Raw genomic sequence first — 19,174 nt, forward strand, 5'->3', positions numbered from 1 at the left:
AGCTTTATGCCACATGCGGTACGTATTAAGCAAATTTGAGTTAGTTGAAAGCGAAGTGCTTGCACTTCGCTTTTTTTTTGAGTTTAAATTGGGTGTAACGAATATTAAAAAGCCGCGTTAATTTTCATTAACGCGGCTTTTTATTTTACTTTTGGCTAAAGCCAGAGTGTTAGTCAACACTCATGGTTTTAGTCATTGCAGCGCTTGCGCGACCAGCAGGCTTGATAGAGCCGGCACGTAAACCGCTATCAGGGATAGCTTCACGTTGGTCATGAGCCATCGCTTGTGGCGTGTGAGTAACTTCGCTGTCTGCAACAGGTGTTGGCTGCGCCATTGGGGCACTTGCATGGCCCGCTGCAATCACTGTTTTGGTGTTTGCAGAAACGGTTTGGGCAACAGGTGCTGTTTTAGCTTCAACAGGCGTTTCTACTGTAGCTACTGGCGCTACTTCGGCTTCAACCGGTGCTTCTTCAGTTGCAGCAGGTGCGTCTTCAATTGCAGCAGGTGCTTCTTCAGTTGCAGTAGGTGCTTCTTCAGTTACAGCAGGCGCTTCTTCAGTTGCAGCAGGCGCTTCTTCAGTTGCAGCAGGCGCTTCTTCAGTTGCAGCAGGTGCTTCTTCAGTTACAACAGTTGTCTCTTCAGTTGCAGCAGGTGCTTCTTCAGTTGCAGTAGGTGTTTCTTCAGATACAGCAGGTGCTTCTTCAGTTGCAGCAGGTGCGTCTTCAGTTGCAGCAGGTGCTTCTTCAGCTGCAGCAGGTGCATCTTCAGTTACCGCAGGTGCATCTTCAGTTACCGCAGGTGCATCTTCAGTTGCAGCAGGTGCGTCTTCAGTTGCAGCAGGGGCTTCTTGAGTTACTTCAACCTTTGCTAAATCTTCAGTCGCAAGTGCTTGCTCTACTTGCTCTGATGCATCAGTCGCTGCTTCTTCTGATTTCGCTTTTAGTTCTGCTTCATATTCTGCAGCGGCTTGATCCGCAACTGGAATAAACGCAGGTGGTTGAGTACTTTGTGTTTCACTGCCTTCTTCACCTTGTTCAGGACGACGGCGACGTTGACCTGCTGCGCGTAAATGGCGAGGTGAACGGCGTGAGCGAGTACGTGTTTGACCTTGCTCTTCATCAGCTGATGAATCTTGCTCAGGAGCAACAGTTTGCACTGGCTCTGATTTTGCTGTTTCAGCTGCTTTCTCCGCAGTTGCATTTGTTTGTGCTTCAACTTTTTCAGTTTCAACAACAGGTTTAGCCTCAGGCTTTTCTTCAGCGGCTTTTACAGGCTGTTGTACTGGCGTTTGTTCAGTTGTTGAATCTACAGCGGTAGTTTCGTCATTTTGCACACGAACTTTCTTGCGAATATTACGACGTTGACGACGTGCTTTTGGCTTTTGCTCAGTTTTTTCAACGTTAGCGTCTTTATTTTCTACAGACTCTTTAACGTCAGTTGCTGGCTTTTTGTCATCATTGCGGTTTTCATTGCGTTTACGAGAGTTCGGATTACGACGGCGCTTATTGCGGTTCTCGTTTCTGTTCTCTTTTTGCTCAGTGTTGCTGCTATCAACTGCAGTAACTTCCTCTGTAGAGCGTTCATTGCGCTCATTTTGTGGTTTGTTACGTGAGTTGTTATTACGACGACGTTGGTTATTACGACGGCGGTTATCCCCCTCGTTGTTACGATTACGGTTATTACGCGTATTTGGTTTGTTACTTTGTTCTTTTTTCTCTGGCTCTTGCTTTTCACTTGAGTCAGCGAATAAAGACTTAAACCAATTACCAATGCTTGCTAACAGGCCTACTTGCTCGGTAGCATTAGGTACAGCTGTTTGTTGCGTTGGAGCTGGTTTTTCAGCCGCTTGAGGAGCAGGGGTTGAAGGCATTACGACACCTTTCAATCTTGGCTCTTCACGTACTGCAACAGCAGGTGTTTTAGATGTCTCAAACACTTCTGGTTCAGGTGCTACAACTTGGTCATAGCTCACTGTTTCAAGTGTTTCATCTTTACGTAAGCGCATAACTTCGTAGTGCGGTGTTTCCATGTGTTGATTCGGAATGATCACTACATCACAGCTATGACGTTTTTCAATACGGTGTACGCTACGGCGCTGTTCGTTTAGTAAGTAAGCAGCAACAGCAACAGGCACTTGTGCATTAACTTGTGCCGTATTGTCCTTAATGGCTTCTTCTTCGATTAAACGCAGAATTGATAATGCAATTGACTCGTTTGAACGAATAGTGCCTTGACCGCTACAGCGAGGACATGGTCCTTGACTTGCTTCACCTAGTGAAGGGCGAAGACGTTGACGCGACATTTCAAGTAAACCGAAGCGTGAAATTTTACCAATTTGTACACGGGCACGATCTGGGCGAACAGCATCTTTTAAGCGGTTTTCTACTTCACGCTGATGACGCGGTGGTGTCATATCGATAAAGTCGATAACAATTAAACCACCTAAATCACGTAAACGTAATTGGCGAGCAATTTCGTCTGCGGCTTCTAAGTTTGTGTTTAGTGCGGTCTCTTCGATATCACCGCCTTTAGTGGCTTTTGAAGAGTTGATATCGATAGAAGTAAGCGCTTCAGTAGGGTCAATCACAATTGAGCCACCAGAAGGCAGACGTACTTCACGTTGGAACGCAGATTCGATTTGGCTTTCAATCTGATAATGTGTAAACAATGGCACTTCGCCAGAGTAAAGTTTTACACGGCTCATAAAATCAGGGCGAAAACGCTCGATATGAGCTTTAGCTTCTTCAAATACACGTGGCTTATCAATTAAGATTTCGCCAATATCGCGGCGTAAATAATCACGAATAGCACGGAAAATCACGTTGCTTTCTTGGTGGATTAAAAACGGCGCTTTGCCACTGTTTGATGCTTGTTGAATCGCATCCCAGTGTACAAGTAGTGCTTTTAAATCGTAGTTTAGTTCTTCAAACGATTTACCTACACCTGCTGTACGAACAATTAAGCCCATGCCTTTAGGCAACTCTAAACGGCTCAATGCTTCTTTTAGTTCAGTACGTTCATCACCTTCGATACGACGTGAAATACCGCCAGCACGAGGGTTATTCGGCATAAGTACTAAGTAGCTTCCGGCAACACTGATAAAGGTAGTAAGTGCCGCGCCTTTTTGGCCGCGTTCTTCTTTATCAACTTGTACGATAACTTCTTGGCCTTCTTTTATTACGTCACGAATGTTCGGACGACCTTGGAAGGTGTAACCTTGCGGAAAGTAAGTACGAGCGATTTCTTTTAAAGGAAGGAAACCGTGTCGTTCAGCGCCGTAATCTACAAAGGCAGCTTCTAATGACGGTTCAATACGTGTGATTTTGCCTTTATAAATATTGGCTTTTTTTTGTTCGTGACCCGGGCTTTCGATATCTAAATCATACAGGCGCTGGCCATCAACCAGTGCTACGCGCATTTCTTCTTGCTGCGTCGCATTGATTAGCATACGTTTCATATTGTTACTCTACTGTGTTATGTCGCTGACATGACGAAACTTTTCGCCTGTTCAGTTGCCCCTTTCGCTTCTTTTTATGCAGTCTCACGACTGGAACTGTGGCGGAGCTTGGTGCTGTATTTAAATACAAGTATCTTTATGGTGCTGGCTGACAATAACGTGTTGTCACGTTATTAGATTCATAATGGCGACAAAACTAGCGGCTGTTTTACAGCATCGTATTAGTGTTTTGTCCAGAGTCGACCATTTATTAAATAAACTTGTGTATTTACAGCACATCTGCTGAACGGCGTTTAACGCCGTCACGATCAGACAAATTATCTGTTCAAATTGCTTTTATTTCTGCAATTAAGGCTGTTCATGCTCAAACTTAACTTACGATATATTACGCGCACCGTAGTTAATTGAACGCACGTGTAAACTAGGTCTGTATAAAAGCTTTGGAAAACTTATCTCGGATCTGTATGATCAATTACCTAGAATGTGCATCACGAATGTCTTAATGTGTTAAAAAGCACCGTTGTTATTGCAAATTTAAATTTGCAATGGTGATTATCCCACTATTATAACCGTGTTAGCAACTAAATTATTTTACTTAAATCAGTGATTAGGCAATGTCAGAAAAAACCGGCTTACAAGTATCTTTCGTCACGATTACCGAAGACCACCTAGGTCAACGGATTGATAACTTTCTTATTACCCATTTAAAAGGGGTGCCTAAAAGCGCTGTTTATAAGATTTTACGCAAAGGTGAAGTGCGAGTTAACAAAAAACGCATTAAACCAGTATATAAACTCGAGCTTGATGATGTGGTACGTATACCTCCGATTAAAATTGCAGAGCGTCAAGACGACTTTGTACCAAGCAAACTTGAAAAAGTTAAGCAGCTTGAAGATGCCATTTTATTTGAAGACAAATACCTTATTGTTATCAACAAGCCTTCGGGTATGGCTGTGCATGGTGGTAGTGGTTTAAGTTATGGCTTAATTGAGGCGTTACGTTCATTGCGCCCAGATGAGCGTAGCCTTGAACTCGTTCACCGACTTGACCGTGACACTTCTGGCTGCCTATTAATTGCAAAACGCCGCTCTGTACTAACAGCTTTACATGAGCAATTGCGTGAAAAAACCATGGAAAAAAACTATTGGGCACTTGTCGATGGGCAATGGGAGTCTAAAACTAAAAATGTGAAAGAGGGCTTACGCAAAAATACGTTGCAATCCGGCGAGCGCATTGTCAGGGTAGATAATAGCGATGAAGGCAAGCCGTCACATACCCGTTTTAAAGTACTTGAACGCTTTGATGAATGTTCGTTAGTACAAGCATCACCCGTAACAGGGCGCACTCACCAAATTAGGGTCCATACTCAGTGCCAAGGTCACCCAATTGCCTGTGATGATAAATACGGCGATCAGGCATTTGATGCCGGCATGCGTAAAATTGGTTTGAATCGATTATTTTTACATGCCCATGATTTGAGTTTTTATCACCCTAAAAACGAAACCACTATGCGTGTTGAAGCGCCACTTGATAAAACGTTAACTAATTGCATAAAAACATTACGCGCAGCTAAATCGTGAAAAATTATAAGTTAGTGATATTTGATTGGGATGGCACCGTAATGGATTCGGTGACTAAAATCGTCAATTGTATGCGCGAATCTGCATTAGTATGTGGCTTAGTGCCGCCAAGTGATGAGGCAATAAAAATATTATTGGCTTATCACTTGAGCATGCTGTAGCGACTTTATTTCCTGATAACGCCAATTTATATGCCGATTTGATTGCACAATATAAGCATCAGTATAAATATATTGATGTAACACCTACGCCTTTATTTGCAGGTGTAGCAGAGACATTGGCAAGTTTAAAAGCCAAAGGCGTTATGTTAGCGGTAGCGACAGGGAAGAGCCGAGTAGGGCTTGAGCGTTTATTGGAAGAAACAAGGCTTGGTCATTATTTTTCGGCCACACGCACTAGTGATGATGCTCAATCTAAACCATCACCAGAGATGTTGCTTCAGCTACTTAATGAGTTTGATGTAAGTGCCAATGAAGCGCTGATGATTGGTGATACTAAAATTGATATGGCGATGGCTCAGGCTGCACATATTGACCGAATTGGTGTCACCATGGGGGTGCATAATGAAGCGCAACTAAATGAATTTGAGCCAATTGCTACGATTGGCTCATATCAGCAATTATCTGCGCTTTTACTCGATTAGCGGGCTTGGTTGTCTAGTACATCTAAACCAAACTCAGTCAACATTTGGCTGAGTTTAATGAGTGGTAGTCCAATTAAGCTATTTGGATCATCGCCGCTTAGCTTTTCAAATAAACAAATACCGAGCCCTTCACTTTTAAAGCTCCCCGCGCAGTTATACGGTTGTTCAGCATCACAGTAAGCACTTATCTGTGCTGATGTGAGTGTTCTGAATGTGACCTCAAAAGGCTCTACAATGGTTTTTGACCTGTCGGTATTTAAATCGTATACAGTTAAACCTGTTAGAAACGTAACCGTATTTGCACTAAATAAGCTGAGCTGTTTAATGGCGTTTTCTTTATTATGTGGTTTACCTAATATTTGACCATTAAAAACCGCGACTTGATCTGAACCAATGACCAGCCCGTTGTCAAATTGACCTTTTGCGGCTTGGGCTTTTAATGCACTTAAGCGCATAACTAACTGGCTGGATGATTCGTTGGCGATGGGTGTTTCGTCAACATCAGGGGAAAAACTGGCAAATGGAAGATTAAATTTTTGCAATAAAGACTGACGAAAGGGTGAACTTGAAGCTAAAATAAGTGAGTGCTGCATGGATTATTTTCCTAATGAAAATCAGATTGAGTTAGGATAAATCAGATCCGTTGGCAAAACAAAGAAATGAATAAGGAAAAACCAGCTAAAAATGGTTTTTTACTTTGACTAACCAAGTAACTATCTATATGATGCAGCCCCTATGCAAAAGGTGAAAATTCCCATCACTCTTCATCCAGGTAAAGCAGCTCAGCACCGTTTAAGTTATGACGGTATTGTACAGCTTGAAAAACTGACTCGTTTACGAGAAGTTATCCAGGAAGAAGTAGGTGAAATAGCGGTAAAAATTCATTGCAAGAATGATGAGCAAGGTTTAGTTGTGATCCGTGGCAATTTGTCCACACACGTAACTGTAACTTGTCAACGTTGTAATGGTGATTTAGGGTTGGATTTGGAACAAGACTTTGTGTATTCGCCAGTCGGTTTGGATGCAGAGTCAGATGATCTTCCAGAAGACTACGATGAAGTAGCACTTGATGAAAATGGTGAAATAGACGTTTTTGATTTAATCGAAGACGAACTATTATTAGCAGTTCCATTAGTGCCTACACACAACGAAGCTTCATGCAGTTATTCAGCAAAGCCTGCCAGCTTTGGTGTATTAAAGGCGGAAGATGATAAACCAAATCCATTTGATATTTTGAAACAACTTAAGAAAGATTCTTAGGAGAAGACTATGGCTGTACAAAAAAGCAAAAAGTCTCGTGCAAGACGCGGCATGCGCCGTTCACACGATGCGATCAGTGGTCCAACTTTAACTGTAGACCAAACATCTGGTGAGACTCATCGTCGTCACCATGTGACTGCAGATGGTTACTACAAAGGCGTTCAAGTAATTTCTAACTAAGAGATTGCTTATATGCTGACCAATCTAACCATTGCGTTAGATATGATGGGGGGCGATTATGGCCCCCGTTCATCTATCCCCGCAGCCGTTAACGCGGTAAATGCCAATGCCAACTTAAGACTCATCTTATGTGGTAATGAGCAAGTAATATCTAAAGAACTTGAATCCCTCGATTCTTTATCTCATCCAAGATTAACTATTCGTCACTGCAGTGAAGTGGTTACTAATGGCTGTGAGCCTGCTTTAGCAGTACGTTCTAAAAAAGATTCTTCAATGCGCGTAGCCCTTGATTTGGTTAAATCAGGTGAGGCACAAGCGTGCGTAAGTGCTGGTAATACCGGTGCATTACTTTTTATGGCGCATTATGTGTTAAAAATGCTGCCGGGAGTAAAACGCCCTGCATTGATTTCAGCGGTTCCAACCGAGCAAAAACACCCAGTATATTTACTTGATTTAGGGGCAAACGTGCACTGTGATGCGCAAACCCTATATCAGTTTGGTATAATGGGTTCAGTGGTTGCAGGTCAAGCACTCGGTTGTGATAATCCGAAAGTCAGCTTATTAAATATTGGCTCAGAAGACATAAAAGGCCATGAAGATATTAAACAAGCCGCACAGCTCATGCAGCAATGTGATTACATTAATTACACGGGTTACAGTGAAGGCAGTGATATATTCACGGGTAAGTCAGATGTCATCGTGTGTGAAGGTTTTGTGGGTAATGTTGCGCTTAAAACCTGTGAAGGTATCGCAAAGCTGATTATGTTTAAGCTTACAAAAGCGCTGAGAAAACACTTTTTCTATAAATGCATGGCTTTTATGCTACGCCCTGTCATAAAAAAACTCTATAAAAGGGTGAACCCCGACCAGTATAATGGCGCTTCTCTGGTAGGATTGCGCGGTATTGTTGTAAAAAGCCATGGAAATGCATCAGCTAAAGCATTTCATGCTGCAATCGATGAAGCTGCCAGAGAAGTAGAACGCCAACTTCCAGAGAAAATAGCCGCTATCTTCGAGCAAACACATTCAACTAAAAAAGTAACGGCTGACGAGTAATTAATTATGTCAGGCGCTTACTTAAACATTTATTTATTTGTTTAATAAAAAAGAGCAAAGTATGGCACAAAAAATCGCACTTGTTTTTCCAGGTCAAGGCTCACAATCTGTGGGTATGTTAAGTGAATTACTTGCAGAGTCTGACATTGTAAAAGCAACATTTGCTGAGGCATCAGAAGCACTTGGTTATGACTTAGCAGCACTCGTACTGAATGGTCCAGAACAAGAATTAAACCAAACCCACCGTACCCAACCTGCTTTATTAACCGCTTCGGTTGCTATTTATCGTCAGTGGTTAGCTGCTAACCCAGACGCAGAGGTTACTATGGCTGGTCACAGTTTAGGTGAATACTCTGCACTAGTGTGTGCAGACGTACTGAGCCTTGCGCAGGCTGTTAAGCTTGTAGAAAATCGTGGTTTATATATGCAAGAAGCAGTACCTGCAGGTGTGGGATCTATGGCTGCAATCATCGGTCTTGGCGATGATGAAATAAAAGCAGCTTGTAGCGCATCAGCGCAAGATGAAGTTGTAGCACCGGTAAATTATAACTCGCCAGGTCAAGTTGTTATAGCTGGACATAAAGCGGCCGTAGATAGAGCTTCAGAAGCGTGTAAAGAGGCAGGTGCCAAACGTGCATTGCCACTGTCAGTAAGCGTACCTTCGCATTGTGAGCTTATGAAGCCTGCTGCAGAGAAACTAGCAGCTGATTTAGCCGCTTTAACATTTAATACACCTAAATGTGATGTAATTAATAACGTTGACGTTAGTGCAGAAAATGCAGCTGATGCAATTAAAGATGCATTAGTACGTCAATTATATAGCCCAGTTCGCTGGACCGAAACAGTACAAGCATTGGTAGCCCAAGGTATTACCCAAAGCTATGAATTTGGCCCAGGTAAAGTATTGACTGGGTTAGCAAAACGTATTGATAAAGCAATGGTATGTGGTTCGGTAAATAGCCAAGCTGCCATTGATGAAGCTAAATAAGAGTAGGATAATAATGGCAAATTTATTTTCACTAGAGGGCAAAGTTGTCCTTATTACTGGCGCGAGCCGTGGTATCGGTAAAGCAATTGCAACGACCTTAGTGGCACAAGGTGCTAAAGTTGCAGGTACTGCAACGAGTGAATCAGGCGCTGCTAAAATCAGTGAATATTTAGGTGATAATGGTAAAGGTTATGCGTTAAACGTAACCGATCCTGCATCGATTGAGGCGACACTTGCTGCAATAAAAGCAGATTTAGGCGATATTGATGTATTAGTCAATAATGCCGGTATTACCCGTGATAACTTATTGATGCGTATGAAAGACGGTGAGTGGGATGATATCATCGACACCAACTTAAGCTCTATATTCCGTTTATCTAAAGCGGTATTACGCCCAATGATGAAGAAAAAGAATGGCCGTATCATTAACATTGGCTCAGTAGTGGGCACTATGGGTAATGCTGGGCAAGCTAACTACGCTGCGGCAAAAGCGGGTGTGATTGGTTTTTCTAAATCATTGGCGCGTGAAGTAGCGTCGCGCGGTATTACCGTGAATGTTGTTGCGCCTGGTTTTATTCAAACAGACATGACAGATGAGTTGACAGAAGAGCAAAAAGCAGCAACGCTTGCTAATGTGCCTGCAGGTCGTTTAGGCCAACCAGACGAAATTGCGGCTGCTGTTTGTTACTTAGCATCAGATGCTGCTGCGTACGTTTCGGGCGAAACGCTGCACGTTAACGGCGCGATGTATATGGTTTAAGGAACTTTGTTCCTAATTTGTTTTAAGCGAGTTTGTCGAAAAATGTTGAATTTTTTGTGATCTTGCTTTAAACATACTTGAATTCGCTGTGAAAATAAGCGATAAAAGACACAAATAACCCTCAAGAGGTTTGACCAGATAAATAATTATCAGCAAATCCTTGAATCACAGAATTATGCGCCGTAAACTACGCCGCAATCTGAAAATAACGCATTGGCGTTTTTAATAAAGGAAAGAAGAATGAGCGACATCCAAGAACGCGTAAAGAAAATCATCATTGAGCAACTAGGTGTTAAAGAAGAAGAAGTAAAGCACGAAGCTTCTTTCGTTGATGACTTAGGCGCAGATTCACTTGATACTGTTGAATTAGTAATGGCTCTTGAAGAAGAGTTTGACACTGAGATCCCAGACGAAGAAGCTGAAAAGATCACAACAGTACAAGCTGCAATCGATTACGTTACAGCTCACGCTGAGTAATCAATCGCAAATTAAGGGCAGCATTCGCTGCCCTTAATCTATCCGTAATATGATACTAATTAATTTAGTACACACCCCACCTAAAATAATAATTCCCTTATTGGAGGCAACCCGTGGCTAAACGTCGAGTAGTCGTAACTGGCTTAGGAATGTTGACACCGCTAGGTAACGATGTTGAATCAACCTGGCAAGGCTTGTTAAACGGCAAAAGTGGTATTCAAACTATCACGCATTTCGATACTTCAAGTTTTGGCACCAAATTCGCAGGCTTGCTGAATGATTTTAATGCGTCTGACTTTAATATGTCGCCTAAAGATGCTAAAAAAATGGATTTGTTTATCCAATATGGCATAGCAGCGGGTGTTCAGGCACTACAAGATTCTGGCCTTGAAATCACAGAGCAAAACGCACCGCGCGTTGGTGTTGCTGTTGGTTCAGGCATTGGTGGTTTAACGTTAATCGAAGAAAACCACATAAAACTATTAAACAGTGGCCCACGTAAGCTTTCTCCTTTTTACGTGCCATCGACTATTATCAATATGATCTCGGGTCATTTATCGATAATGCACGGTCTACGTGGTCCAAATATTTCGATTGTCACAGCCTGTACTACAGGTTTGCACAACATCGGCCATGCAGCTCGTATGATTGCATACGGTGATGCTGATGCCATGGTAGCAGGGGGCGCTGAAAAAGCCTCGACACCAATTGGTATGGGTGGCTTTAATGCGGCTCGCGCGCTTTCAACTCGTAACGATGACCCACAAGCAGCTTCGCGCCCTTGGGATAAAGACCGTGATGGGTTTGTACTTGCAGACGGCGCCGGTGTTATTGTACTTGAAGAATATGAGCACGCTAAAGCACGTGGCGCTAAAATTTACTCAGAGCTCGTTGGCTTTGGCATGAGTGGTGATGCATACCATATGACTTCGCCTCCTGAAGATGGTGCAGGTGCAGCCCTTGCGATGGAAAATGCGTTAAACGATGCAGGCGTAAATGCTGATCAGGTGGGTTATATTAACGCTCACGGTACTTCTACCAACGCAGGTGATAAAGCAGAAACCTCAGCGGTTAAATCTATCTTTGGTGATGCTGCTAAAGATGTGATGGTCAGTTCATCTAAATCAATGATGGGCCACTTACTCGGTGCTGCAGGTTCAGTTGAATCAATCATTACTATTTTGTCGTTACAAGATCAAAAAGTAAGTCCAACAATTAACCTTGATAACCCTGATGAAGGCTGTGATTTGGATTATGTTCCTCACACAGCACGTGATGCGAAATTAGACTACGCATTATGTAACTCGTTTGGTTTTGGTGGTACTAATGGCTCGTTGCTGTTTAAAAAGGTATAATATTTTTAAACAACGAGACAGAATAATAGCCCAGTTGTGACTGGGCTTTTTTATATGCAGAATACACAACAAATACAACAAAATATAATCACTGAACAGCCTAGTGTTGTTAGTAACCGTGATCGCGGCTTAAACTATGGTGATGGCTTTTTTACTACAGCAAAGGTTGTTGACGGCAATGTTGAGCATTGGTCATTACATCGTGCGAGGTTAATTGAGTGCGCAAGCCGTTTAGCATTTCCTGAAATAGACTTTATTGAACTCGAAGCTGCAATCAGCCAACTTATTGCAACACAAAAATGTGCAGTCCTTAAAGTGCTCGTTACGCGCGGCGAAGGTGGGCGTGGGTACGGTTTACCTGAGCAACCGTTATTAAACATTGTGCTCAGCGTTGTTGATTTTCCACCTCATTATGAAGCATTGGCTACAAAAGGTCTTAGCTTAGCTGTAAGCCCCATTAAATTGGCATCTCAACCATTACTTGCTGGCCTAAAAACACTAAACAGGTTAGAGCAAGTCATGATCAAGCAAGCCATGCAAACACAAGATAGTGATGATGTACTGGTTCTTGATTATCAAAACAATGTTATAGAAACCTCTACAGCCAATGTATTTGCAATTAAAGACGGACGACTCTTTAGCCCTTTACTTAATGAGTGTGGAATTAAAGGGGTTTACCTGCAATCGTTATGTGCTAAATTGCCTATAGAGTTTGTGAATTTAACATTAAAACAATTAAAACAAATGGATGCAGTATTTATTTGTAATAGCTTAATGGCTGTTATACCTGTAAAAACAATTGATAATGTTAACTTTGATATTGATAATAGTTTAAGCGTATTAAATGGTTTAATCGCCAAGGAGTTTACGTGTTAAAAGTGATAATGGGCATTATAGTCCTAGCCTTGCTAACGACAGCAATTGGCTATCAGCAATTAAAAGCTACTATTAACAGCACCTTAGCCGTTCCCGCTAATACTCAATTTGAAGTAAAAAATGGTACAGGGTTTAATCAGCTATGCCAGCAGTGGCAGGCAAAAAAATGGCTTAATAGCTGTTTTAAGTATCAGATAGTGGCAAAGTTAGACCCTAGTCTCACTGATTTAAAAGCAGGCCTTTACGAGCTAAACCAAGGCACAGTACTTGATAATATTCGTCGTATTAATGAAGGTGAACAAGTTAGCTTTAGTTTTACCATTATCGAAGGGCAGACAGTAAGGGATGTGCTAGCGGCAATTCAAAATGCAGCTAATTTAAACCAAGATTTAACTCAGGATAACTTAAGTCAACAAATCTTAGGCTCAGATCAGCATTTAGAAGGCTGGTTATACCCAGATACATATCACTACCATGCTGGCGATAGTGCAAGCTTATTGCTCAAGCGTGCGCACACTTTAATGAAACAGATTTTAGCTGATGCTTGGCAGCAACGTGCCGATAATTTGCCAATTAATTCTGCGTACGAGGCGTTGATCATGGCATCAATCATCGAAAAAGAAACCGGCCTTGCCAGCGAGCGACCTATGATAGCGTCTGTGTTTACTAATCGACTTAATTCAAAAATGCGTTTACAAACCGATCCTACCGTCATTTATGGTCTAGGGACTGATTATGATGGCGATATTAAACGCAAAGACTTAACCAGTTACACACCGTATAATACCTATAAAATAAATGGTTTACCGCCAACGCCAATCGCAATGCCCTCGAAGGCGGCGATTTTAGCAGCGGTCAACCCACCAAAATCTGATTATGTGTATTTTGTTGCGAAAGGAGATGGTAGCCATCAATTTTCAAAAACACTTAAAGCACATAACAAAGCTGTGCAAGATTACTTACGTTATCAAAAACAATTAAGTAACTAGCCAGTCGCAATCTGAATTACTAAAAGAGATACCATGACAGCAAAATTTATTGTGATCGAAGGGCTAGAAGGAGCGGGTAAATCAACTGCTATTTCAATTTGTCAGCAGTTTTTAACCCAGCATAATGTTGATTTTGTCAATGTAAGAGAGCCCGGTGGTACACCGCTTGCTGAGCAACTTCGCAGTTTGGTAAAAGCAAACCACCAAGAGGCGATAGCCAGCGAAACTGAATTGTTGATCATGTACGCGGCGCGTTCTCAATTAGTTAATAATGTTATTCGTCCTGCGCTGAATAATGGTCAGTGGGTGCTTGGTGATCGCCATGATTTATCATCGCAAGCATACCAAGGTGGTGGGCGAGAAATCGAGCACACAACTTTAAAAGCACTTTCTGATATTGTATTAAAAGGGCTTAAGCCTGATTTAACAATTTACTTAGATATTGAGCCGTCAATCGGCTTAGCCCGAGCGAAAGGCCGTGGCGAGTTAGATAGAATTGAGCAAGAAGCGCTGAGTTTTTTTGAGCGCACTCGTGCACGCTATTTAGCGCTTGCTAATACCGATGACTCTATTAAAACGGTCAATGCAAATCAAACGATGACGCAAGTTCATAATGATATTATTGCGGTGTTAGAGCAGTTTTTACAAAGTAATAATTAACATGACTTACCCATGGCTCAAAGATATTGAACAACAACTCAGCACCAGCTTTGCAGCTGGGCGGTTTCATCATGGTCAATTATTTAATGGTCAGCAAGGTGTTGGTAAATCAGCCTTAGTTGAGCAACTTGCCAATGCGTTATTGTGCCAACAACCAAACGGTGTTCAGCCTTGTGGGCAATGTAAGAGTTGTCAGTTAAATCAAGCGGGTACACACCCAGATAAATTTAATGTCGCAATTGAAGGACAAAGTATCGGGGTTGATGATATTCGTACGGTGAGTCACTTTATGAGTCATTCAGCGGCGCAAAACGGCAATAAGGTGGTGATCATAAAAGACTGCCACAAAATGACCACAGCTGCGGCAAATGCACTGTTAAAAACACTCGAAGAACCAAGCCCTGAGCGATTTTTATTACTTACCAGCACGGCAACAACGCAATTGCCCGCAACCATATTAAGCCGTTGTTCGCGTACAGATGTACAAGTGTCAGATCAAATGAGTGCTCAACAATGGCTCGCATCATTACAAATAATTGACTACCCTTGGCTTAGTTTGTTTTATAAACAGCCCTTATTAATCCAAGCTTGGCAAGAAGCAGAACAATTAGAGAGCGTTGATCAACTCTATAAGTTTGCAACTGAATTAAAACAAGGCCATAATTTCAGTGCGTTAGTAGATATAATAAATAAAGACAGTGAACTAGTACGGGTTTTTTGTTTATTTATTAGTGAGCAGTTAAAGCAGCAACTTGTGTCTGGCATGGATTTTGATACTTATCAGCAGTCACAACAGGCTTTAACGGAATTTTATCAAAATAGTACGCAAGTGCTGGGGCTCAATCTGCCTTTAGCTATTTCTCGTTTGGCGTACTCACTACGTAAATAACAATAATTAGGATTTTTATGCAAGAACTACTTGTTGATTTAGAAGACTTAGATGAGCTATATCGCAGCTATATGCCGTATTTAAAAACCGGTGGTTTATTTGTACGGACAAATATGCGTTACGAAATGGGCCATTCACTGGCATTAAAAGTAACCTTACCAGATGCCCTTGAGGACGATGTTGTAACAGGTAAAGTAACCTGGATCACACCGCAAGGTGCGCAAAGTTCAAACCCACCGGGTATAGGTATCAGCTTTTTAGATGATAAAACTAACCTTAATGCGAAGATCGAAAAACTACTAGGGACTATGTTAAACTCTGGTAATCCAACTTATACCATGTAGTAAGCAGTAACCGTGATTGTAGATTCTCATTGCCATTTAGATCGACTCGATTTTGACAAACTTGATTTAAACCTAGACCAAGTACTTGATAGCGCACGTGCAAAACAAGTAGAGCACTTTTTATGTGTGAGCGTCACGTTAGATCAATTCCCGAGTATGCTTGATAAAATTAAAGACTATAATGATGTATCGGCCTCGTGCGGCGTACACCCACTTGATCAAAAAGATGCCCTTGATAAACAGCGCTTAATAGATTTAGCAAGCCACGATAAAGTGGTTGCGATTGGCGAAACAGGCCTTGATTATTACTATTCAAAAGACACCCATACAATTCAGCAAGAGAGTTTTGTTGGTCATATTGAAGTGGCAAACCAATTACAAAAGCCGTTAATTATTCATACCCGTGATGCCCGCGCCGACACGATTAATTTAATGCGCGAGCACAACGCTGAAAAATGCGGTGGTGTATTACATTGCTTTACTGAAGACTGGGACATGGCTAAAAAAGCCATCGATTTGGGTTTTTATATTTCTATCTCTGGTATTGTTACATTCAAAAATGCTACAGAGCTTAAAGACGTCGTTAAACAAATTCCACTCGATAGACTACTTATCGAAACCGACTCGCCTTATTTAGCACCCGTGCCTTATCGTGGTAAAACAAATCAGCCAGCGTATGTGCAAGATGTGGCTTATTATATCAGTGAACTTAAAGGCATTAGTTATAAAGAGCTTGCTACGGCGACCACAGCTAACTTTTATTCCTTATTTAATTTAGCAAAGCAGGGTTAACACTTTATGAGCCAAGCACCACTTCCTCTAATTTTAATGGGGCCAATGGTGCGCCGAGCTGATATAAACGAGGTTTGCATTCAATTTGCAACCTCAAGCCCAATTAACTGTCGTATTGAACTTGCTCATTATGATACCTATTGTGAGCATGAGCCGATTCGTTTAGGTGAGCAACTATTCTTACACTTCGTTATTATTAAGCCTATCGGTGTTGAATTTCCCCTTGATGAATTAATAAGTTACCGGTTGTTTAATAACGACAAAGAAATTGATCTCAACGCATTTTGTTACCCGAATAAACATACCCCAGAATTTGCAATACCCAACACGCTAAGGCGAATTTTACACGGTTCGTGTCGAAACCCACATCATCCTGCAAAAGATAGTTTGGTTGCTGCTAATCACTTTGTACAAGCAAAGCGCAGTGATAATGAAATAGGCGCTGATATTTTGCTGCTATCGGGGGATCAAGTTTATGCCGATGATGTCGCCGGTGCCATGCTAATCGCGATTTCGCGCTTAATCGATGTACTGGGTATTTATAAAGAACAACCGCTTGATATAGACTTACCCCAAAATTTACAACAACAGCTGTATCAGCGCCATTTGTATTTACCCAAAGTACCTTGGCAAAAGCGAAATAAAATTGGGATAGGGTATTGGCTGAAAAAAGACGTACCACATTTTTCAAGTTTAAAAGCCGATAACCACTTAGTGTTTTTTGAAGAGTTTATTGCCCTTTATTTATTAAACTTCAGCCCATCGGTTTGGCAGTTAATCGATTTTGACAGCACTGACTATCAAGCTAGCACAGCTAAATGCCAGCAAATATTTGATAATGAAAAAGCGGCCTTATCAGGTTTTAAAGATGGCCTAAAAGACGCACAAGTTTTATTTGCCAATGTACCCAGCTTTATGATGTTTGACGATCACGATGTGACCGATGACTGGAATTTAACCGCAGGGTGGGAGAAAGTTATCTATCAGCACCCAGTTAGTAGGCGAATCGTTAATAATGGTTTAATTAGTTATTGGCTATTTCAAGGGTTTGGCAATGATGCAGGGCATAAAACCAAGAGCCTTCTAAAACCATTTCAACAAAGCTTTACTAATGACAAGCAATGGCAATTTAAGCCCTTTGATAAAACCATTTTAGAGTTTAATCATTGGCATTATGAGCTTAATACCGTGCCTAAAGTGGTGGTGCTTGATACACGCACCCATCGTTGGCGCAACGAGCAAAACTTTAATGAACCATCAGGTTTATTAGATTGGGAGCGCCTAACAGAGCTTGAAGACAGCTTATTAACTCATGAGCAAGTTATTATCGTGTCGCCTGCACCGGTTTTTGGTGTTAAATCGATAGAAGCTATCCAAGCAATGTTTAATATTTGCGGCCAACCATTGTTGGTTGATGTTGAGAACTGGATGGCACATGAAGGCTCTGCAAAAAAATTACTCGATACCTTCCGCCGTGAAGACACTCCCAAAGAAACGCTTATTTTATCCGGCGACGTGCATTACTCATTTTGTTTTTCTGTGCAAAAACGTTTTGGCAAACACCCTAACCGTATATGGCAACTCACCGCCAGCGGGATTAAAAATGAATTCCCGCGTAAGTTAATTAATATTCTTGATAAGCTTGATTCAATTTTATATGCCCCTAAAAGTCCATTAAACTTTTTTACCAAACGCTGGCAAATGGAAGTTGATAAACACCAAACAGTAGGCGAAGGTCAAAAATACTTAGTAAGCGACTCCGCAATAAGCTTAATTAGCTTAGAACAAGGTAACCTTACTAAATATGAGCTAATTCATGGTGATGGGCGCACCACTGAGTTTGATTTAGAGCATTAAATCTCATCTCTACGGTGTTTAATATAATCCGCAACTTCACTCACAGTGCCTAGCCAGTATCCATTTTTCGGATCTTTAATATAGCTAATTAGTTGCTCAAGTACTTTTTCATCGGTGGTAAATTGGTCGCCTTTTCCTATCTCATGGCCAGCTAAGATCAGCCAACTATTATTACCACGAAGTTGATCTAGCATGCTTATGATTTCATCGAAACTCATGCCGTCGATTCTAAGGCCCGTTAATTGGGAAAAATCAGTGAAATTCGGGTTGTTTGCTGTCTCGTCTAGCCAAGTACGGCCGGTATCAAAATGTTTGGCAATTAACGGCACATAGCTTTGCGTATTTATACCCCGACCAACAAAGGTATTACCGCAAGGGTAGGCAAACGCGCGAGGAGTAACCCCTAAATTAGCTTTTATATACACTTGCGCATCTAAAATGTCTTTTTCTAGCCACTTCAAGGTTGTTTCTTCAAGCGATAGATCTAGTTGGCGCAGCCATTCAAAGTTACCTGTGCATACATGCGAACTTGTGTGGTTGGCAATTTCGTGATCAGCAGCCACTGCTTTTTTCCATTTAGCGAGTCGCTCTTTAACATTAAAAGGTGATACATAAAATGTGGCCTTAACATTATGTTTATCTAAAATTGCTAAACCGGTATCAACTTGGCTGTGGCGGGCATCATCAAACGTAATGCTAATAGCGTTTTGAGCTTGATCAGGGTAACCAAAGCCAACGTATTTATTCGTAGCTGCTACATTTTGGGCACAAAAAAGTGCAGTAGAAATTAACAGTAATTGTTTGAACATACTTGTTTCCTTTTTCTTTTATGGAAACAAATTAAGCAAGTGAAATATATGCTACTTAAGCATATTAAAGATAAAAAATGCCCAGAACGAATCCGCATTGTTCTGGGCTTAGGGGTGGCTCTTGGCGAGCCTGCGCTAACTTTAAAAAACACCTTCTATTCGTTAAGGGAGAAGTAGAAAGTAATATTAAGTGTAGTTAACA

Annotated in this window: 18 protein-coding genes and 1 pseudogene; 16 read left to right on the plus strand and 3 right to left on the minus strand. The window is 41.6% G+C overall.

The genetic code is table 11. The annotated features are described in order from the left end of the window. Nucleotides 1–169: 169 nt before the first annotated feature. Nucleotides 170–3,457, minus strand: a complete 3,288-nt coding sequence (gene rne, locus AAEU30_RS13285; protein WP_421960899.1) for a ribonuclease E — start codon at nucleotides 3,455–3,457, stop codon at nucleotides 170–172. A gap of 614 nt (nucleotides 3,458–4,071) precedes the next feature. On the opposite strand from rne, the gene rluC reads away from it, so the two are divergent. Beyond that, a complete protein-coding gene (rluC, locus tag AAEU30_RS13290) occupies nucleotides 4,072–5,037 on the plus strand; it encodes a 23S rRNA pseudouridine(955/2504/2580) synthase RluC (protein WP_421960900.1) in 966 nt (321 codons plus the stop codon). Between the two features lie 41 nt (nucleotides 5,038–5,078). Then, a pseudogene (locus AAEU30_RS13295) lies at nucleotides 5,079–5,680 on the plus strand (HAD-IA family hydrolase). On the opposite strand, the gene AAEU30_RS13300 reads toward AAEU30_RS13295, so the two are convergent. Continuing rightward, nucleotides 5,677–6,273: a Maf family protein gene (locus AAEU30_RS13300; protein ID WP_421960901.1), complete on the minus strand. Its 597-nt coding sequence runs from the start codon at nucleotides 6,271–6,273 to the stop codon at nucleotides 5,677–5,679. The pseudogene AAEU30_RS13295 and the gene AAEU30_RS13300 sit on opposite strands and share 4 nt — an antisense overlap. A 142-nt stretch (nucleotides 6,274–6,415) precedes the next feature. On the opposite strand from AAEU30_RS13300, the gene yceD reads away from it, so the two are divergent. From yceD to AAEU30_RS13370, 14 genes are all read left to right on the plus strand, one after another. Then, nucleotides 6,416–6,940 (plus strand): 23S rRNA accumulation protein YceD, encoded by a 525-nt coding sequence (gene yceD / locus AAEU30_RS13305; protein WP_421960902.1) that lies wholly within the window; start codon nucleotides 6,416–6,418, stop codon nucleotides 6,938–6,940. A gap of 9 nt (nucleotides 6,941–6,949) precedes the next feature. Next, the gene (gene rpmF, locus AAEU30_RS13310; RefSeq protein ID WP_008109865.1) at nucleotides 6,950–7,120 is read left to right on the plus strand and encodes a 50S ribosomal protein L32; all 171 of its coding nucleotides are present in this window, start codon (nucleotides 6,950–6,952) and stop codon (nucleotides 7,118–7,120) included. Between the two features lie 12 nt (nucleotides 7,121–7,132). Continuing rightward, on the plus strand, nucleotides 7,133–8,176 hold the full coding sequence (plsX, locus tag AAEU30_RS13315) for a phosphate acyltransferase PlsX (protein ID WP_421960903.1): 1,044 nt from the start codon (nucleotides 7,133–7,135) through the stop codon (nucleotides 8,174–8,176). Nucleotides 8,177–8,237: 61 nt separating this feature from the next. Beyond that, nucleotides 8,238–9,164: an ACP S-malonyltransferase gene (gene fabD, locus AAEU30_RS13320; protein ID WP_421960904.1), complete on the plus strand. Its 927-nt coding sequence runs from the start codon at nucleotides 8,238–8,240 to the stop codon at nucleotides 9,162–9,164. A 13-nt stretch (nucleotides 9,165–9,177) separates the two neighbouring features. Beyond that, on the plus strand, nucleotides 9,178–9,924 hold the full coding sequence (gene fabG / locus AAEU30_RS13325; RefSeq protein ID WP_087531875.1) for a 3-oxoacyl-ACP reductase FabG: 747 nt from the start codon (nucleotides 9,178–9,180) through the stop codon (nucleotides 9,922–9,924). 240 nt (nucleotides 9,925–10,164) lie between these two features. Beyond that, nucleotides 10,165–10,401 carry an acyl carrier protein gene (gene acpP, locus AAEU30_RS13330; RefSeq protein ID WP_016707440.1) on the plus strand — a complete coding sequence of 79 codons (237 nt, stop codon included), beginning with the start codon at nucleotides 10,165–10,167 and terminating at the stop codon, nucleotides 10,399–10,401. 113 nt (nucleotides 10,402–10,514) lie between these two features. Beyond that, complete coding sequence (gene fabF, locus AAEU30_RS13335) at nucleotides 10,515–11,756, plus strand: beta-ketoacyl-ACP synthase II (protein ID WP_290208906.1); 1,242 nt, start codon at nucleotides 10,515–10,517, stop codon at nucleotides 11,754–11,756. Nucleotides 11,757–11,810: 54 nt separating this feature from the next. After that, nucleotides 11,811–12,632 (plus strand): aminodeoxychorismate lyase, encoded by an 822-nt coding sequence (gene pabC / locus AAEU30_RS13340; RefSeq protein WP_421960905.1) that lies wholly within the window; start codon nucleotides 11,811–11,813, stop codon nucleotides 12,630–12,632. Next, complete coding sequence (gene mltG, locus AAEU30_RS13345) at nucleotides 12,626–13,621, plus strand: endolytic transglycosylase MltG (RefSeq protein ID WP_421960906.1); 996 nt, start codon at nucleotides 12,626–12,628, stop codon at nucleotides 13,619–13,621. The genes pabC and mltG overlap by 7 nt, the downstream gene beginning before the upstream one ends. Before the next feature lie 33 nt (nucleotides 13,622–13,654). Then, a complete protein-coding gene (tmk, locus tag AAEU30_RS13350; protein WP_421960907.1) occupies nucleotides 13,655–14,281 on the plus strand; it encodes a dTMP kinase in 627 nt (208 codons plus the stop codon). Nucleotide 14,282: 1 nt separating this feature from the next. Further along, nucleotides 14,283–15,170 carry a DNA polymerase III subunit delta' gene (holB, locus tag AAEU30_RS13355; protein WP_421960908.1) on the plus strand — a complete coding sequence of 296 codons (888 nt, stop codon included), beginning with the start codon at nucleotides 14,283–14,285 and terminating at the stop codon, nucleotides 15,168–15,170. A 17-nt stretch (nucleotides 15,171–15,187) separates the two neighbouring features. Beyond that, complete coding sequence (locus AAEU30_RS13360; protein WP_421960909.1) at nucleotides 15,188–15,514, plus strand: PilZ domain-containing protein; 327 nt, start codon at nucleotides 15,188–15,190, stop codon at nucleotides 15,512–15,514. Between the two features lie 12 nt (nucleotides 15,515–15,526). After that, nucleotides 15,527–16,306: a TatD family hydrolase gene (locus tag AAEU30_RS13365; protein ID WP_421960910.1), complete on the plus strand. Its 780-nt coding sequence runs from the start codon at nucleotides 15,527–15,529 to the stop codon at nucleotides 16,304–16,306. A 6-nt stretch (nucleotides 16,307–16,312) separates the two neighbouring features. Continuing rightward, nucleotides 16,313–18,163, plus strand: a complete 1,851-nt coding sequence (locus AAEU30_RS13370) for an alkaline phosphatase D family protein (protein WP_421960911.1) — start codon at nucleotides 16,313–16,315, stop codon at nucleotides 18,161–18,163. On the opposite strand, the gene AAEU30_RS13375 is transcribed toward AAEU30_RS13370, so the two are convergent. Continuing rightward, a complete protein-coding gene (locus tag AAEU30_RS13375) occupies nucleotides 18,160–18,972 on the minus strand; it encodes a polysaccharide deacetylase family protein (protein WP_421960912.1) in 813 nt (270 codons plus the stop codon). The two genes, AAEU30_RS13370 and AAEU30_RS13375, sit on opposite strands and share 4 nt — an antisense overlap. Between the last annotated feature and the right edge of the window lie 202 nt (nucleotides 18,973–19,174).

The sequence above is a fragment of the Pseudoalteromonas mucoides genome (assembly GCF_049257175.1).
Taxonomy (GTDB): domain Bacteria; phylum Pseudomonadota; class Gammaproteobacteria; order Enterobacterales; family Alteromonadaceae; genus Pseudoalteromonas.

Bases quoted from the DNA above. Each gene is read 5' to 3' on its own strand.
- plsX (WP_421960903.1), top strand. From the start codon at position 7,133: ATGCTGACCAATCTAACCATTGCGTTAGATATGATGGGGGGCGATTAT.
- acpP (WP_016707440.1), top strand. From the start codon at position 10,165: ATGAGCGACATCCAAGAACGCGTAAAGAAAATCATCATTGAGCAACTA.
- pabC (WP_421960905.1), top strand. From the start codon at position 11,811: ATGCAGAATACACAACAAATACAACAAAATATAATCACTGAACAGCCT.
- fabD (WP_421960904.1), top strand. From the start codon at position 8,238: ATGGCACAAAAAATCGCACTTGTTTTTCCAGGTCAAGGCTCACAATCT.
- AAEU30_RS13360 (WP_421960909.1), top strand. From the start codon at position 15,188: ATGCAAGAACTACTTGTTGATTTAGAAGACTTAGATGAGCTATATCGC.
- fabG (WP_087531875.1), top strand. From the start codon at position 9,178: ATGGCAAATTTATTTTCACTAGAGGGCAAAGTTGTCCTTATTACTGGC.
- AAEU30_RS13300 (WP_421960901.1), bottom strand. From the start codon at position 6,273: ATGCAGCACTCACTTATTTTAGCTTCAAGTTCACCCTTTCGTCAGTCT.
- AAEU30_RS13370 (WP_421960911.1), top strand. From the start codon at position 16,313: ATGAGCCAAGCACCACTTCCTCTAATTTTAATGGGGCCAATGGTGCGC.
- AAEU30_RS13375 (WP_421960912.1), bottom strand. From the start codon at position 18,972: ATGTTCAAACAATTACTGTTAATTTCTACTGCACTTTTTTGTGCCCAA.
- yceD (WP_421960902.1), top strand. From the start codon at position 6,416: ATGCAAAAGGTGAAAATTCCCATCACTCTTCATCCAGGTAAAGCAGCT.
- rluC (WP_421960900.1), top strand. From the start codon at position 4,072: ATGTCAGAAAAAACCGGCTTACAAGTATCTTTCGTCACGATTACCGAA.
- tmk (WP_421960907.1), top strand. From the start codon at position 13,655: ATGACAGCAAAATTTATTGTGATCGAAGGGCTAGAAGGAGCGGGTAAA.
- rne (WP_421960899.1), bottom strand. From the start codon at position 3,457: ATGAAACGTATGCTAATCAATGCGACGCAGCAAGAAGAAATGCGCGTA.
- holB (WP_421960908.1), top strand. From the start codon at position 14,283: ATGACTTACCCATGGCTCAAAGATATTGAACAACAACTCAGCACCAGC.
- rpmF (WP_008109865.1), top strand. From the start codon at position 6,950: ATGGCTGTACAAAAAAGCAAAAAGTCTCGTGCAAGACGCGGCATGCGC.